13 protein-coding genes and 1 riboswitch are annotated in these 14,069 nt (G+C 71.0%); of the genes, 10 read left to right on the top strand and 3 right to left on the bottom strand.

Annotated features, from left to right (window positions below; translation table 11 throughout):
• Positions 1-206 precede the first annotated feature (206 nt).
• Positions 207-1,676 (bottom strand): helix-turn-helix domain-containing protein, encoded by a 1,470-nt coding sequence (locus REH65_RS01110; protein ID WP_406690858.1) that lies wholly within the window; start codon positions 1,674-1,676, stop codon positions 207-209.
• 176 nt (positions 1,677-1,852) lie between these two features.
• On the opposite strand from REH65_RS01110, the gene REH65_RS01105 reads away from it, so the two are divergent.
• From REH65_RS01105 to REH65_RS01085, 5 genes are all read left to right on the top strand, one after another.
• A complete protein-coding gene (locus tag REH65_RS01105) occupies positions 1,853-2,854 on the top strand; it encodes an amidohydrolase family protein (RefSeq protein ID WP_406690857.1) in 1,002 nt (333 codons plus the stop codon).
• A gap of 1 nt (position 2,855) precedes the next feature.
• Positions 2,856-3,605 (top strand): metal-sulfur cluster assembly factor, encoded by a 750-nt coding sequence (locus REH65_RS01100; protein WP_406693055.1) that lies wholly within the window; start codon positions 2,856-2,858, stop codon positions 3,603-3,605.
• Positions 3,602-4,627, top strand: coding sequence for an NAD(P)-dependent alcohol dehydrogenase (locus tag REH65_RS01095; protein WP_406690856.1), 1,026 nt, complete (start codon positions 3,602-3,604; stop codon positions 4,625-4,627). The genes REH65_RS01100 and REH65_RS01095 overlap by 4 nt, the downstream gene beginning before the upstream one ends.
• A 15-nt stretch (positions 4,628-4,642) precedes the next feature.
• On the top strand, positions 4,643-4,966 hold the full coding sequence (locus REH65_RS01090) for a putative quinol monooxygenase (protein WP_281454192.1): 324 nt from the start codon (positions 4,643-4,645) through the stop codon (positions 4,964-4,966).
• A 77-nt stretch (positions 4,967-5,043) separates the two neighbouring features.
• On the top strand, positions 5,044-6,246 hold the full coding sequence (locus tag REH65_RS01085) for an MFS transporter (RefSeq protein ID WP_406690855.1): 1,203 nt from the start codon (positions 5,044-5,046) through the stop codon (positions 6,244-6,246).
• A gap of 120 nt (positions 6,247-6,366) precedes the next feature.
• On the opposite strand, the gene REH65_RS01080 is transcribed toward REH65_RS01085, so the two are convergent.
• Together REH65_RS01080 and REH65_RS01075 are read right to left on the bottom strand one after the other, a co-directional pair.
• Positions 6,367-6,972 (bottom strand): MSMEG_1061 family FMN-dependent PPOX-type flavoprotein, encoded by a 606-nt coding sequence (locus REH65_RS01080; RefSeq protein ID WP_406690854.1) that lies wholly within the window; start codon positions 6,970-6,972, stop codon positions 6,367-6,369.
• Positions 6,973-7,001: 29 nt separating this feature from the next.
• Positions 7,002-8,003 carry an iron-siderophore ABC transporter substrate-binding protein gene (locus tag REH65_RS01075; RefSeq protein WP_406690853.1) on the bottom strand — a complete coding sequence of 334 codons (1,002 nt, stop codon included), beginning with the start codon at positions 8,001-8,003 and terminating at the stop codon, positions 7,002-7,004.
• Positions 8,004-8,209: 206 nt separating this feature from the next.
• Here REH65_RS01075 and REH65_RS01070 point away from each other — a divergent pair, with 206 nt between their 5' ends.
• The 5 genes from REH65_RS01070 (at position 8,210) to REH65_RS01050 (ending at position 13,975) form a co-directional block, all read left to right on the top strand.
• Positions 8,210-8,980, top strand: a complete 771-nt coding sequence (locus REH65_RS01070) for an SDR family NAD(P)-dependent oxidoreductase (RefSeq protein ID WP_406690852.1) — start codon at positions 8,210-8,212, stop codon at positions 8,978-8,980.
• A gap of 13 nt (positions 8,981-8,993) precedes the next feature.
• Positions 8,994-9,172: riboswitch (cobalamin riboswitch) on the top strand.
• A 64-nt stretch (positions 9,173-9,236) separates the two neighbouring features.
• Complete coding sequence (locus REH65_RS01065; RefSeq protein WP_406690851.1) at positions 9,237-10,226, top strand: ABC transporter substrate-binding protein; 990 nt, start codon at positions 9,237-9,239, stop codon at positions 10,224-10,226.
• A complete protein-coding gene (locus REH65_RS01060; RefSeq protein WP_281454186.1) occupies positions 10,223-11,245 on the top strand; it encodes an iron ABC transporter permease in 1,023 nt (340 codons plus the stop codon). The genes REH65_RS01065 and REH65_RS01060 overlap by 4 nt, the downstream gene beginning before the upstream one ends.
• A gap of 42 nt (positions 11,246-11,287) precedes the next feature.
• A complete protein-coding gene (locus tag REH65_RS01055) occupies positions 11,288-12,295 on the top strand; it encodes a Gfo/Idh/MocA family protein (RefSeq protein WP_406690850.1) in 1,008 nt (335 codons plus the stop codon).
• A gap of 171 nt (positions 12,296-12,466) precedes the next feature.
• Complete coding sequence (locus REH65_RS01050) at positions 12,467-13,975, top strand: amino acid permease (RefSeq protein ID WP_406690849.1); 1,509 nt, start codon at positions 12,467-12,469, stop codon at positions 13,973-13,975.
• Positions 13,976-14,069 lie beyond the last annotated feature (94 nt).

Raw genomic sequence — 14,069 nt, 5'->3', positions numbered from 1 at the left:
GCACTTCACCTCACGTCTCCGAGCCCTGCCGAGCAACGGCCCTAGCCCGGGCAAACCTCGGAACCGCAGTGCCGCAGTCGGAAGAACCGCAGTACCGCCGTCAGAGGAGCGGGGGTACCGCAGTCGGAGGAGACGGGGGTGGCGTGGTCGGAAGAGCCGGGAGTGGCGTGGTCTGAGGAGACGGGGTGGCGGAGAGGGAGCGAGGTTCAGGGGGTGGGGCGTGGGGTTTTGGTGGGGAGGGTGATTCGGTACTGGGCCATCTTTCGGTAGATGGTGGCTCGGCTGACGCCGAGCTCCCGGGCGGCTTCGCCGACCGTCGTTCCGGGTTCGGTGAGGCAGCGGATGATCTCGTCGCGTTCGACCGATTCCAGGCGGGTCAGGGGCCGTCCCGGGCCGGTGAAGACCTCCGGCGGGAGGTGGTGGAGGTCGACGAGATCGGTCCGGCCGGCCGCTTCGCGGACGACCTGGCGCAGCTGGCGGACGTTCTCCGGCCAGTCGTAGGCGGTGAGCGTGCGCATCGCAGCCGGGGTGAACTCCACGTCGCGGCGCCGCCGCTGCCGGGCGAAGTGCCTTGCGAGGGGCTGGATGTCGTCGGGCCGGAACCGCAGCGCGGGTACCTCCACGACGGTGTCGACGAGCCGCCGCAGCTCCTCCGGCATCTCCTCGGCCGACGACGCGGTGAGCACGTACGGCGCCATCCCCTCGTCCGAGCGCACCTGCTCCAGCAGTCCGGCGAGCTCGCCGGTGACCCACGCGGGCAGCCGGTCAACGCCGGAGATCATCACGCAGGTGCTGTCCTTGCCCAGCTCCGGCGCCCACAGCTCCAGCCACGCCTCGGCGTCGTCGGGCGCGGGCGGGCGCACGCTGAGCACCCGCTCGCGGCGCAGCTCCCGGCGCGCCAGCGAGGCCAGCGCCGTCTTGCCGGTCCCGGCCTCGCCGACGACGGCGACCGCCCGGCCGTTGCGGAACGCCGAGCGGGCCTCGGAGAAGACGTTGCGCCACCCGGGCGTGAGGACCGACGCCTCGGGCGCGCTCATCCGGTCGGCGTAGACGCGGAACACCTCGCCGCGCGGCATCGGGTGCGCGCTGCGCCCGGCACCGCGGGCCAGCATCAGCGCGGTCGTGTTGCCCGCGGCCGACTGGGCCAGCGCCAGCAGCAGCTCGGAGGCGTCCTCCGACCAGGTCGTGAGGTTGACGCTGCCTGCGACGCCACCGCTGACCGGGTCGAGCACCGGGGCGGCCGCGCAGGTGTAGCCGCGCAGTCCGGCGCAGTAGTGCTCCTCGGCGCGCACCAGCGACGGCGCCCGGTCGGCCAGGGCCAGGCCGAGGCCGTTGGTGCCGGCGTTCTCCTCGGCGAAGTAGAAGCCGGGTGCCAGGTGCACGCGGTCCAGCGAGCGGTTGATCGTCCCGTCCTCGCAGATCCGGCTGAGCACCAGGCCCTCCGGATCGGTGATCATCATGCTGACCGGTTCGTTGGCCAGGGTGGCCTGCAGTCCCCGCAGCACCGCGGTCCCGCACTCGTAGAGCAGCGAGCCGGTATCGACCGATCCGGTGAACACCGGACGCATCTCCTCCGCGCTGAGCCCGTACCGGGCGCTGCGCCGCCAGGACGCGCGCAGCCGGGGCGTGACCGAGGTGGGGCAGGCGGAGTCGGGCGCACTCAGGTGCAGGTGCATCTCAAACCTCCAGGTGACGCGACGTTGCGCCGGTGGACCCAGGGTAAGCGCAGGGAGCAAGCCTCCAGGGCGGTCGCGCTGTCTCAAAGTGAGACACGCGAGCGCCGCCGACGGGGCTTGATCGCTCCTACCGTTCCCTCCCGAACGTGCCACAGCTGCCACGTAGCGGAGGACACATGTACAGCAAGGACGGCGAGAACTACTTCATCGTGGACGCCCACGTCGCGCTCTGGGACGCCCGTGCCGACAACCAGCGCAACATCCACGGCAAGCAGTTCATCGACTGCTTCTACGACTACCACCGCAACCTCAGCCCGGAGTCCGAGCACTGGCCCTACGAGGACTTCCTCTACCAGGGCGGCGAGCGGCTGATGAAGGACCTGTTCACCGACGGCTACGTCGACCACGCGATCTTCCAGCCCGCGCTGCTGAGCGCCTTCTACGGCAACGGTTTCGGCCAGACCGAGGAGGCGTTCGCGCTGACGCGGGAGCACCCGGACAAGCTGACCTACAACCACTGCTTCGACCCGCGTTTCGAGCAGGCCGGTCTGGACCAGCTCAAGCGGGACGCCGAGCGCTTCGACCTCAAGGGCGTCAAGCTCTACACCGCCGAGTGGCAGGGCGACTCGCGCGGCTACAAGCTCGACGACCCGTGGTGCATCAAGTACCTGGAGGCGTGCCAGGAGCTGGACATCCGGAACATCCACATCCACAAGGGGCCGACGATCCGGCCGCTGGACCGCGACGCCTTCGACGTCGCCGACGTGGACAAGGTCGCCACCGACTTCACCGACCTCAACTTCGTGGTGGAGCACTGCGGCCTGCCGCGGCTGGAGGACTTCTGCTGGATCGCGGTGCAGGAGCCCAACGTGCACGCGGGCCTGGCGGTGGCGATGCCCTTCATCCACTCGCGCCCGCGCTACTTCGCCCAGATCATCGGCGAGCTGCTGTACTGGCTGGACGAGGATCGCATCCAGTTCTCCAGCGACTACGCGATCTGGACGCCGAAGTGGCTGATCGAGCAGTTCGTGGACTTCCAGATCCCGGAGGACATGCAGGGCGAGTACGCGCCGCTGACCACCGAGCAGAAGCGCAAGATCCTCGGCCTCAACGCCGCCCGCATGTACGACATCCCGGTTCCGGCGGAGCTGGACGTGGCCGAGAAGGCGGGTGTCTGAGATGGCCGCCGAACTGCGCACCGCCGCGTGGGAGGCGCTGCACCAGGTCATCGATCCGGAGCTGGACGAGCCGGTGACGGACCTGGGGTTCGTGCGCTCGCTGGAGGTGAGCGAGGCGGGCGAGGTCGAGGTGCACCTGCGGCTGCCCACCTCGTTCTGCGCGCCGAACTTCGCCTACCTGATGGCCTCGGACGCCAAGGACGTGCTGCGCGCCCTGCCGGGCGTGACGGGCGTGGTGGTCGAGCTCGACGACCACCACGACTCGACGCTGATCAACACCGGTCTGGCCGCCGACGCCGGGTATCGCGACACGTTCCCGGGCGAGGCCGACGAGGACCTGGAGGAGCTGCGGGCGACGTTCCGCCGCAAGGCCCACGCGGCGGCGATGGAGCGGGTCCTGACCCGGCTGCTCAAGGCCCGGCCGGAGCTGGCCGAGGAGGACCTGCACGCGATCACCGTCGCCGACCTGCCCGACGAGGCGGCGACGCGGTCGCTGCTCGACCGCCGCGCGGCGGTCGGGTTCGCGACCGGGCCCGAGGCCCCGGTGCTGGTCGACGACGAGGGGCGGCCGTGCTCACCGGAGCAGGTGCCGTTCCGGTTGCGCTTCGCCCGGGCGACGCGCATCTCGGTGGAGGGCAACTCCCACTTCTGCCGCGGGCTGCTGCGCACCCGCTACCCCGATTCCGCCAATCCCGCGCCCGGGGCGGACCAGACGCCGCGGGCGATGTCTTCGGAAGGACGAGCGTCATGAGAGCAGTGCAGGTCGTCGGCTACCACGAGCCGATGCGGTTGACCGAGGTCCCGGTTCCGGAGCCGACCGGGCCCTACGACGTCGTGGTCAAGATCGGCGGCGCCGGGGTGTGCCGCACCGACATCCACATCCTCGAGGGGCAGTGGGCGGAGAAGTCCGGCGTGGAGCTGCCTTACACGATCGGGCACGAGAACGCGGGCTGGGTGCACGCGGTGGGCAGCGCGGTCACCAACGTCTCCGAGGGTGACAAGGTGATCGTGCACCCGCTGGTGACCTGCGGGTTGTGCCGGGCGTGCCGGTTCGGCGACGACGTGCACTGCGAGCAGTCGCTGTTCCCGGGCATCGACACCGCGGGCGGTTACGCCGACTACCTCAAGACCTCGGCGCGCAGCGTGGTGCGCATCGACGACTCGCTGGAGCCGGCGGACGTAGCGGCGCTGGCCGACGCGGGTCTGACCGCGTACCACGCGGCGGCCAAGGCGGCCCGCAAGCTGCGCCCGGGCGACAAGTGCGTGGTGATCGGCGCGGGCGGGCTCGGCCACATCGGCATCCAGGTGCTCAAGGCGATCTCGGCCGCGGAACTGGTGGTGCTGGACCGCAACCCGGAGGCGGTGAAGCTGGCCGCCGACATCGGCGCCGACCACGGCGTGGTCGCCGACGGCACGCACGTCGAGCAGGTGCGGGAGCTCACCGGGGGCCACGGCGCGGAGACCGTCATCGACTTCGTCGGCGAGGGCGGCGCGACGTCCGAGGGCGTGCGGATGCTGCGTCGCGCCGGGGATTACCACGTGGTCGGTTACGGCGAGAACATCGACGTGCCGACGATCGACATCATCTCCACGGAGATCAACTTCATTGGCAACCTGGTCGGTTCCTACAACGACCTGTGCGAGCTGATGGTGCTGGCCGCCCAGGACAAGGTCCGGTTGCACACCAGCAAGTACCCGCTGGAGCGCTTCCAGGACGCCCTGGACGACCTCGACGCCGGCCGCATCCGGGGCCGCGCGATCCTGACCCCCTGACCTGGAGGAACACCGATGATCTTCATCACCGCGAAGTGGCGCATCAAGCCGGAGCACGCCGAGGCGTGGCCGGAGATCGCGCGGACCTTCACCGAGGCCACCCGCTCCGAGCCGGGATGCCTGTGGTTCGACTGGTCCCGCAGCCTGGCGGACCCCACCGAGTACGTGCTGGTGGAGGCCTTCCGCGATGACGAGGCGGGCTCGGCGCACGTCACCTCGCAGCACTTCCACGACGCGCGGAAGGAGCTGCCGCCGTACCTGGCGGAGACCCCGCGCATCATCAACGCCAAGATCGACCAGGACGACTGGTCGCAGCTGGGCGAGATGTCCGTGGACTGAAGGCACCGGGGAGGTGTGCTCGGGCACACCTCCCCGGAACCAGATCGTTTCTCTCGCTAAGGTCTACGGTCTGGACCATGCTCGGATCGACGATCACGCGCACCCCGAACCGCTGGCTGATGCTGGCGATCTCGATGTTCGCGCAGCTCGCGGCGACGGTGTTCACCAACGCCGCACCCGCGCTGATCCCGAACCTGCACTTCGAGCGCGGGCTGTCGCTGTCGCAGGCGGGCATGATCGCCGCCGCTCCGCTGGCCGGGACGATGTGCACGCTGATCATCTGGGGCGCGATCGTCGACCGCATCGGCGAGCGGATCTCGCTGCTGATCGGGCTGAGCATGCTGGCGGTCAGCGCCGCGGCGGCCGCGCTGGCCGGATCGCTGGTGTGGCTGGCGGTGCTGCTGTTCGTCGGCGGCGCGGCCGGGGCCAGCTCGAACTCGGCCAGCGGCCGCGTCGTCTCCGGCTGGTTCCCGCCGCAGCGGCGCGGCATGGCGATGGGCATCCGGCAGACCGCGCAGCCGCTGGGCGTGGGCCTGACCGCCGTGCTGGTGCCGAACCTCGTCGAGGCCCGGGGGCTCACGGTCACGCTGCTCACCGTCGCCGGCGTGTGCGCGGTGGCCGCGGTGCTGGTGGCGGCGTTGATCCTGGACCCGCCGAGGCCGTCGGTGGCCGAGGCCCGCCGCGACGGCCACAGCGACAACCCCTACCGGGGCGACCGGCGGCTGCTGCGCATCCACGCCGTCTCGATCGCGCTGACCGTGCCGCAGCAGACGGCCTGGACGTACATGCTCGTCTGGCTGATCGCCACGCAGCACTGGAGCACCGCGGCCGCCAGCGCGCTGGTCGGCGCCTCGCAGCTGTGCAGCGCGCTGAGCCGGGTCGGCGCCGGGATCTGGTCGGACCGGATCGGCAGCCGGTTGCGGCCGATCCGCTACTTCGCCTTCGGCTCGGCGATCGCGATGGGCGGGCTGGCCGCCCTGTCGGGCACTCCCCTGGCCCTGACCTTCATGGTCGTGGCCTCGATCGTCGCGGTCGCCCACAACGGGCTGGCCTTCACCGCGGTCGCCGAGATCGCGGGCCCGCACTGGAGCGGCCGCGCCATGGGCGCCCAGAACACCGGCCAATCACTCACGGCCACCGCCGTCCCGCCGATCATGGGCGCGGTCATCGCCGCCGCCGGCTACCCGATCGCCTTCGCCATCGCCGGCTGCTGCGCCCTGCTCGCAGTCCCGGTGGTCCCCACCGCACCACCCCGCTCCCCCGAACGAGTCACCACATAACCCCCTCACCTGCGAATTTCCCCACCCCGTGTCGAAAACCCCGGTTTTCACGCGTCAAAAACCGCTGTTTTCGTCGCGTGAAAACCGGGGTTTTCGACATGACGCGCCCTGCGGAGCGCGTCAGGGGGTGGTCCGGGGTGGGTCGGTCTTGAGGGCCTGTTGGGATTCGAAGAGGGCCATGACGCCCGGGTGGTCGCCCTCCGGCCAGGTGTGGGGGCGCCAGAGGCCGGACTTGAGGAGGGCCCGGCCGCAGTGGACGAACAGCTCCTCGACCGTGACCACGACCGCCAGCTCCGGGGGTGTGCCCTTGACGGCGAGGTCGGCCATGAAGGGGGCCGAGCGGACGACGGTGGCGGTGCCGTTGACGCGCAGCACGTGGGTGACGCCGGGGATCATGAACAGCATCCCCACCTGCGGGTTCTCCAAGATGTTGTGCAGCCCGTCCACCCGGCGGTTGCCGGGACGCTCGGCGTAGGCCAGCGTCTTGCCGTCGTCGAAGACGACGACGCTGCGGGCGGTGTCACCGCGCGGCGAGACGTCGAGCCTGCCGTCGGCGCCGGTGGTGGCCACGAGGAACAGCCGCGACCGCTCGATGAAGCCGCGGCTGACGCCGTCGATCCCGGAGACCACCTTCTCGGCGATCTCCGGGTGCGGCGGTTCGACGATCTCGCGGAGCTGCGCCGCCGAGGTGACGTGCTCGGCCTCGGCCGGGTCCCACGAGGTCACGCGTCGTTCTCCTTGCCGGTCGGGGTCGATCAGCCCTGCTTGGCCTGCTCGATGAGCGGGACGACCTTGTCGACCGCGTAGGACATGCCCGCCGCGGTCCCCGCCGAGAACGCCTGGGTGGCCTGCTCGTCGTGCAGCACCACCGAGCGGCCTTCGCGGACCGAGGGCACCTGCTGGAACATCTGGTCGCGGTCGATCTCGGAGGCGGCCAGCCCGATCGGGAACATCACGGTCAGGTCGGCGTTGAACAGGTCCATCCGCTCCGGGGAGACGCTGACGAAGAAGTTGCTCCCGGCCACCTGCTGCACGGCGGGCGACTGGCGGAAGCCCAGCCGCTCCATGAACTCCAGCCGGGACCCGCCGTTGACGTAGGCGCCGTAGGAGCCGACCATCTTGGCGCCGACCGCGACGGTCTTGCCCGCCCACTGCGGGTGCGCGGCGGCGGCCTGCTGGAACTTGCCCTCGAGGTCGGCCTTCTGCTGCGCGGCCTCCGCCTGCTTGCCCAGCGCCTTGCCGACCATGTCGAGCTGCTGGTCCCAGGTGGTCAGGTAGGACTCGCCGCCGCCCTCGGGGATGCTCACCACCGGCACGCCGAGCCGGTTGAGCAGGTTGTAGCGCTCCTTGTCGCCGCTGGCGCGGGTGTCGAGGATGAGGTCGGGCTGCAGGGCCGCGACGCTCTCCATGTCGACCTCCATCGTGCCGAGCATCTTCGGCGGCGTGGTGTAGCGCTTGTCGGCGGGGATCCACGGCGGGACGCCGTCCCCGCCGACGGGCAGCCAGTCGGCGGCGCCGACCGGTTGCACTCCCAGGCTCAGCGCCGTTTCGGCGTCGCCCCAGCCGAGCGCGACGACGCGCTGGGGACGCTCGGGGACGGTGACGTCACCGAACGCGGTCTTGATGGTGACCGGGAACTGACCGTCGGCCGATCCGGCCGCGGGCTGCTCCCCCTCGGGACCGGCTGCGCCGCAACCGGTCAGGGCGATTCCCAGCAGGACCGTCATGATCAGTCCCAGGGTCCGCATCCAGCGCATGTCCACACCTCACTCGTACTTAGGTGCGCCTAACTTAACCAACCCTCAGTGCGGCGTCCAGGGCGGGCCCTACCGAGCGTCACCGACCTTCGTCACATTCGTCCGAACTGGACGGCCGGCGAACTGGATAGCCGGGGGCATGAGCAACTTCACGCGCGCTCGCGCGTTGAGCTTCACGACGGTCGGGAGCTGCGGAAGGACGCGAGATGGACAGGCTCAACGGCAAGCGCGTGCTCGTCACGGGCGGAGCGTCGGGGATCGGGCGGGCCAGCGTGCTGCGGCTGCTCGACGAGGGTGCCCGGGTGCTCACCACCGACATCGACGAAGCCGGGCTGAAGGAGACCGCCCGGCTCGCCGCCGAGGCCGGGACCTGCGACCGGCTGGGCACGCTGCCGCTGGACATCGCCGCCGAGGACGCCGTGGACTTCACCGTCCCCGCCTGCGCCGAGCAGCTCGGCGGGCTGGACGTGCTGGTCAACGCGGCCGGAACGCTGCACACGGCGCGCACGCACGAGTGCTCGCTGGAGCTGTGGAACCGGATCCTGGCCGTCAACCTCACCGGCACGTTCCTGGTCACCCGAGCCGCGTTACCGGCGCTGCTGGCAACCGGCAACGGCGTGGTGATCAACTTCAGCTCGACGTCGGCGAACTTCGCCCACCCGTACATGGCGGCCTACGCGGCCAGCAAGGGCGGCATCCAGTCCTTCACCCACGCGATCGCCCTGGAGTACGCCAAGCAGGGCCTGCGCGCGGTGTCGCTGGTCCCGGGCGGGATCCGCAGCGGCATCACCGAGACCACCGCCGACAAGCTGCCCGCCGACACCGACTGGGACCTGTTCACCAAGCTCTCCCCCGCCCTGGGCAGCGGCTTCGCCCCGCCGGAGCACGTCGCAGGCGTGGTGGCGATGCTCGCCTCCGACGACGGCGCCTTCATCACCGGCACCGAGATCCGCGTCGACGGCGGCACCCACCAGTAGGCGACCAACCCGTTAGACTCGATCTCGAGCCGGTCGCCACATGTGGCCGTGAGGGAATCCGGTCGGAAGCCGGAGCTGACGCGCAGCGGTAGGGGTGACGGGCGAACCCGAGCCACTGGATCACGGATCCGGGAAGGCGGTTCGCCCGGCGGAGCCCGAGCCCGAAGACCTGCCGGCTCCCCGGAGCCGCACCCGGTTCCGGGAATCGGCCGACCGGGTCTCGCGCATGGGCCCGGGGTGAGGATTTCCGCACGACGTGTTCCGACTCTGGACGCGCACGAGCTCGATGCTGCTCTGCGCCGCCGCTCTCGCCGCCTGCTCCGCACCTGCTACGGAGTCCGCTCCGCCGCGGGTGACGATCCCCAACTGCGACACCGAGGTCGCGGTGTCCGAACCGCCGAAGCGGGCGGTGAGCCTGAACCAGTCGACCACCGAGATCATGCTCTCGCTCGGCCTGGCCGACCGGATGGTGGGCACCGCGACCTGGACCGACCCGGTCGACCCGGCGCTGGCCGCCGACAACGCCCGGGTGCCCAGGCTCTCCGACAACAACCCGTCGTTCGAGTCGGTGCTGGCCACCGAACCGGACGCGGTGCTGGGCGCTTACCGAGCGGTGTTCACCGACGAGGGCGTGGCCTCCCGCGAGCGCTTCGCCGAGCTCGGCGTTCCGACCTACCTCTCGCCCTCCAACTGCCTGCCGGAGGAGGCGCCGCTGGGCGAGCCGGTCGAGCTCGACGACATCTACCGCGAGGTCCGCGAGATCGCGGCGATCTTCGACGTCACCGATCGGGGCGAGGCGCTGGTGGCGCAGCTGCAGCAGCGGGTCGCCGCCGCGCGGGCCAAAGCCGTTGCCGCGCAGGACACTTCGGTGCTGTTCTGGTTCGCCCGCACCGAATCCCCCTACGTGGCGGGCTCCACCGGTTCACCGGCGATCATGACCCGCGCACTGGGGGTGCGCAACGCCTACGACGACGTGACCTCGATGTGGCCGCAGGTGTCGTGGGAGGACGTGCTCGCCCGCGACCCCGACCTGCTGGTGCTGGGCGATCTCACCCGCGACGGCGAAGGCGATTCCCTCGCGGCCAAGCAGGAGTTCCTGCGCACCGACCCGGCGATGTCGCGGCTGCCCGCGGTGGCCGCCGGCGACTGGATGCCGATGACCGGCACCGAGATGAACATCAGCCTGCGCACCATCACCGGCATCGAGCGGCTGGCCGACCGGCTCGCCGAGCTGGAGCGCAGGTGAGGACCGGACGGGTGCGCGCTCCGCTGATCGTGCTGGCCGGGATCCCGGCGCTGCTGCTGTCGATCGCGGTGGCGGTCACCCTCGGTCCGGCGCCCCTCTCGGTCACCGACGTGGCCGGGGTCGTGGGCGCGCGGCTCGGTCTCGGCGAGACCGACGTCTCGCGGATCGGGCAGGGCATCGTGTGGCAGCTGCGATTGCCCCGCGCGGTGCTGGCCGCGATCTGCGGCGCCGGTCTCGGGATGTGCGGGGCGGTGCTCCAGTCGTTGCTGCGCAACCCGCTGGCCGACCCGTTCCTGCTGGGCGTGTCGGCCGGGGCCTCGACCGGCGCGGTGCTGGTGGTGATCCTCGGGCTCGGCGCGGGCGCGATCGGGCTCACCGCCGGCGCCTTCGCCGGGGCGCTGGTGGCGTTCGCGCTGGTGCTGACCCTCGGCTCGCTGGCGGGCGGCACCACCACGCACCTGGTGCTGGCGGGAGTGGCCGGGACGCAGCTGTTCTCGGCGCTCACCTCGTTCGTGGTGATCACCTCCGCCGACGCCGAGCAGACCCGGGGAGTGCTGTTCTGGCTGCTGGGCTCGCTGTCCGGCGCGCGCTGGAACGACGTCGCGGTCTCGGGCGCCGTGTGCGCGGTGTGCCTGCTGGTGTGCCTGGCGCGCGCAGGTGCGCTGGACGCCTTCGCGCTGGGCCACGACACGGCGGCCGCGCTGGGCGTCAACGTCGCCCGATTGCGGATCGTGCTGCTGGTGGTCACCGCCCTGCTGGCCGCCACGCTGGTGGCCGCGGCCGGGGCGATCGGGTTCGTCGGCCTGGTCCTGCCGCAGGCCGCCAAGCTCGTCGTGGGACCGCGCCACCGCGCGTTGCTGCCGGTCACGGCCGTGCTGGGCGCGATCCTGCTGGTGTGGGTCGACGTGCTCGCGACGACCGTCGCCGCGCCGCAGGAGGTTCCGGTCGGGGTGATGACCGCGCTGGTCGGCGTCCCGGCTTTCGCGATCCTGCTCGCCCGGCGCGGCCGAACCTCGTGACCATCCCGCGCGACGCCACCCTCTTCCCCTAGGCTGCGGTTGATGGAGGCGAACAGAGTGCGATGGGGCGTGCTCGGCTGCTCCGCGATCGCCGAGCGGCGGGCCCTTCCCGCGCTGCACGACACCGACGGTTCCGAGATCACCGGCGTGGCCAGCCGCACCGCGGCCCGCGCGGAGCGCTTCGCCGCCGAGCACGGCGGCACCGCGATGACCTACGAGCAGCTGATCGACTCCCCCGACGTGGACGCGATCTACCTGTCGCTGCCGAACTCGCTGCACTTCGACTGGACGAAGCGCGCGCTGCACGCAGGGAAGCACGTGCTGTGCGAGAAGCCGATGACGGTCTCGGCCGAGCGCACCGACGAGCTGGTGGCGCTGGCCGCCGAGCGCGGCCTGGTGCTGCGGGAGAACTTCGCGTTCCTGCACCACCCGCAGCACGACGTGGTGCGCGAGCTCGTCGCGCGCGGACGCCTGGGCCGCCTGCGCACCTTCAGCTCGGCGTTCGGCATCCCGTCGCCGAAGCCCGGCGACATCCGCTACGACCCCGCGCTGGGTGCCGGGAGCCTGCTCGACGTCGGCGTGTACCCGATCCGGGCGGCGCAGCTGATGCTCGGCGACGGGCTCACCGTCGCGGGTGCGACGCTGCGGGTGGATTCCGAGACCGGTGTGGACATGGCCGGGCACGCGCTGCTGGTGTCGGAGAACGGCGTGTTCGCCGACCTGGAGTTCGGTTTCCAGCACAGCTACCGCTCGCGCTACGCGCTGTGGGGCGACGCGGCCCGGCTGAGCCTGGAGCGCGCGTTCACCCCGCCCGCCGAGCACCGGCCGCTGCTGCGCCTGGACGAGCAGGACCACGCCGAGGAGTTCGTGCTCGACGCCTCGCACCAGTTCCGCGACTCGCTGGCGTCCTTCGCCGCCGCCGTCCGCGACGGGCGCTCGGCGGAGGACGAGCGGCCGTGGTTGCGGGCCGCGCGCGAGACGGCGCGGCTGGTCGAGGCCGTGCAGGGCGTGGCGGTGCGGGTCAAGCAGCGGGGCGCGATCCCGTCCTGAGTGGACCGAAAAATCGCCCAAAGCGGGTGAACCTCACACTCTTTCGCCGCGTGAGTGGTTGAACCGGTCACGTAGCTACAACTGTCCTGGGCACGACCTCGACACCCCGCGAGCCCCCTGCTTACGGTTCGTCCCCACCGTGTCACCTTGGCCGTTCTAGGAGGATGGACAGTGCCTCGTACCGGGCTGCTGCGGACCAAGTCCGTGGAGCAATCGCGCGCCGACACCGATGAACCGGACACCCGGCTGCGCAAGAACCTGTCTGCTTTCGACCTCGTGATGTTCGGTGTGGCCGTCACCATCGGCGCCGGCATCTTCACCATGACCGCTCGGACCGCCGGGAACATCGCCGGTCCCGGTGTGGCTCTGTCGTTCGTGATCTCGGCGGTCGCGTGCGGGCTCGCCGCGCTGTGCTACGCGGAGTTCGCTTCCACCGTGCCCGTCGCGGGCAGCGCTTACACCTACTCGTACGCGACCTTCGGCGAGTTCGTCGCCTGGATCCTCGGGTGGGACCTGCTGCTGGAGCTGGCGCTGGGCTCGGCCGTCGTTGCCAAGGGCTGGTCGGAGTACCTGCAGGAAGCCCTCGGCCTGCTGGGAATCCAGGCGAAGACCACGGTGCCGCTGGCCGGGTTCGACTTCGACTGGGGCGCGGTGGTGCTCACCCTCGCGCTCACCGTCGTCCTGGCCGTGGGCATCAAGCTCTCCGCACGGGTCACGCAGGTCATCACCCTGGTCAAGATCGCCGTCGTGCTGCTGGTGATCTTCGCCGGGCTGCGCTGGATCGACACGGCGAACTACCGCCCGTTCATCCCGGAACCCACCGGCGGCGGTTCCGGTGGCGGCGGACTGGATCAGTCGCTGTTCTCGCTGATCCTGGGCGGCTCGACGAGCAACTTCGGCGTGTTCGGCATCTTCGCCGGTGCGGCCATCGTCTTCTTCGCCTTCATCGGGTTCGACGTCGTTGCCACCACGGCCGAGGAGACCCGCAATCCGCAGCGCGACATGCCGCGCGGCATCATGGGCTCGCTGGCCATCGTGACCGTGCTCTACGTCGCCGTGGCCCTGGTCGTGACCGGCATGGTGTCCTACAAGGAGCTGGCCACCAAGCCCGACGGGACCAAGGCCACCCTCGCCACCGCGTTCACCCACCACGGGCAGACCTGGACGGCGAGCTTCATCATCATCGGCGCGCTGGCCGGTCTGACCACCGTGGTCATGGTGCTGATGCTGGGTCAGATCCGCGTGCTGTTCGCGATGGGCCGCGACGGCCTGATCCCGCGCGCGCTCGCCAAGACCGCTCCGGCGACGGGCACGCCGGTGCGCGCCACCGTCCTGGTCGGCATCTTCGTCGTCATCGCCTCCGGTTTCTTCCCGGCCAGCAAGCTGGAGGAGATGGTCAACGTCGGCACGCTGGCGGCGTTCATCATGGTCTCGGTGGGTGTGGTCATCCTGCGCAAGACCAGGCCCGACCTGCCGCGATCGTTCCGCACCCCGCTGGTGCCGCTGGTCCCGATCCTCGCGGTGCTCGCGTGCCTGTGGGTGATGGTCAACCTGACCGCGATGACCTGGGTCCGGTTCCTGATCTGGATGGCCGTCGGCCTGGTGCTCTACTTCGCCTACGGCTACCGGAAATCCCGGATGGCCGAGGCGGAGCGGGCGCAGGCCGCGGAAATCGCCTAGCAGCGCGAACGGCAGCGGGCGCCCTCATCGCGGTGGGGGCGCCCGCTCGCGTTCGGCCGGTGGTCGCTCGGACGGCGAACCTCCGCTTGATACC

The organism is Saccharopolyspora sp. ID03-671 (assembly GCF_045278815.1).
In the GTDB taxonomy this organism is placed as follows: domain Bacteria; phylum Actinomycetota; class Actinomycetes; order Mycobacteriales; family Pseudonocardiaceae; genus Saccharopolyspora; species Saccharopolyspora ipomoeae.
The sequence above is the reverse complement of the archived record's forward strand: the minus strand, read 5'-3'. Positions and strand labels throughout refer to the sequence as shown.

Bases quoted from the DNA above. Each gene is read 5' to 3' on its own strand.
- REH65_RS01110 (WP_406690858.1), bottom strand. From the start codon at position 1,676: ATGCACCTGCACCTGAGTGCGCCCGACTCCGCCTGCCCCACCTCGGTC.
- REH65_RS01090 (WP_281454192.1), top strand. From the start codon at position 4,643: ATGATCTTCATCACCGCGAAGTGGCGCATCAAGCCGGAGCACGCCGAG.
- REH65_RS01105 (WP_406690857.1), top strand. From the start codon at position 1,853: ATGTACAGCAAGGACGGCGAGAACTACTTCATCGTGGACGCCCACGTC.
- REH65_RS01085 (WP_406690855.1), top strand. From the start codon at position 5,044: ATGCTCGGATCGACGATCACGCGCACCCCGAACCGCTGGCTGATGCTG.
- REH65_RS01100 (WP_406693055.1), top strand. From the start codon at position 2,856: ATGGCCGCCGAACTGCGCACCGCCGCGTGGGAGGCGCTGCACCAGGTC.
- REH65_RS01075 (WP_406690853.1), bottom strand. From the start codon at position 8,003: ATGCGCTGGATGCGGACCCTGGGACTGATCATGACGGTCCTGCTGGGA.
- REH65_RS01095 (WP_406690856.1), top strand. From the start codon at position 3,602: ATGAGAGCAGTGCAGGTCGTCGGCTACCACGAGCCGATGCGGTTGACC.
- REH65_RS01070 (WP_406690852.1), top strand. From the start codon at position 8,210: ATGGACAGGCTCAACGGCAAGCGCGTGCTCGTCACGGGCGGAGCGTCG.
- REH65_RS01055 (WP_406690850.1), top strand. From the start codon at position 11,288: ATGGAGGCGAACAGAGTGCGATGGGGCGTGCTCGGCTGCTCCGCGATC.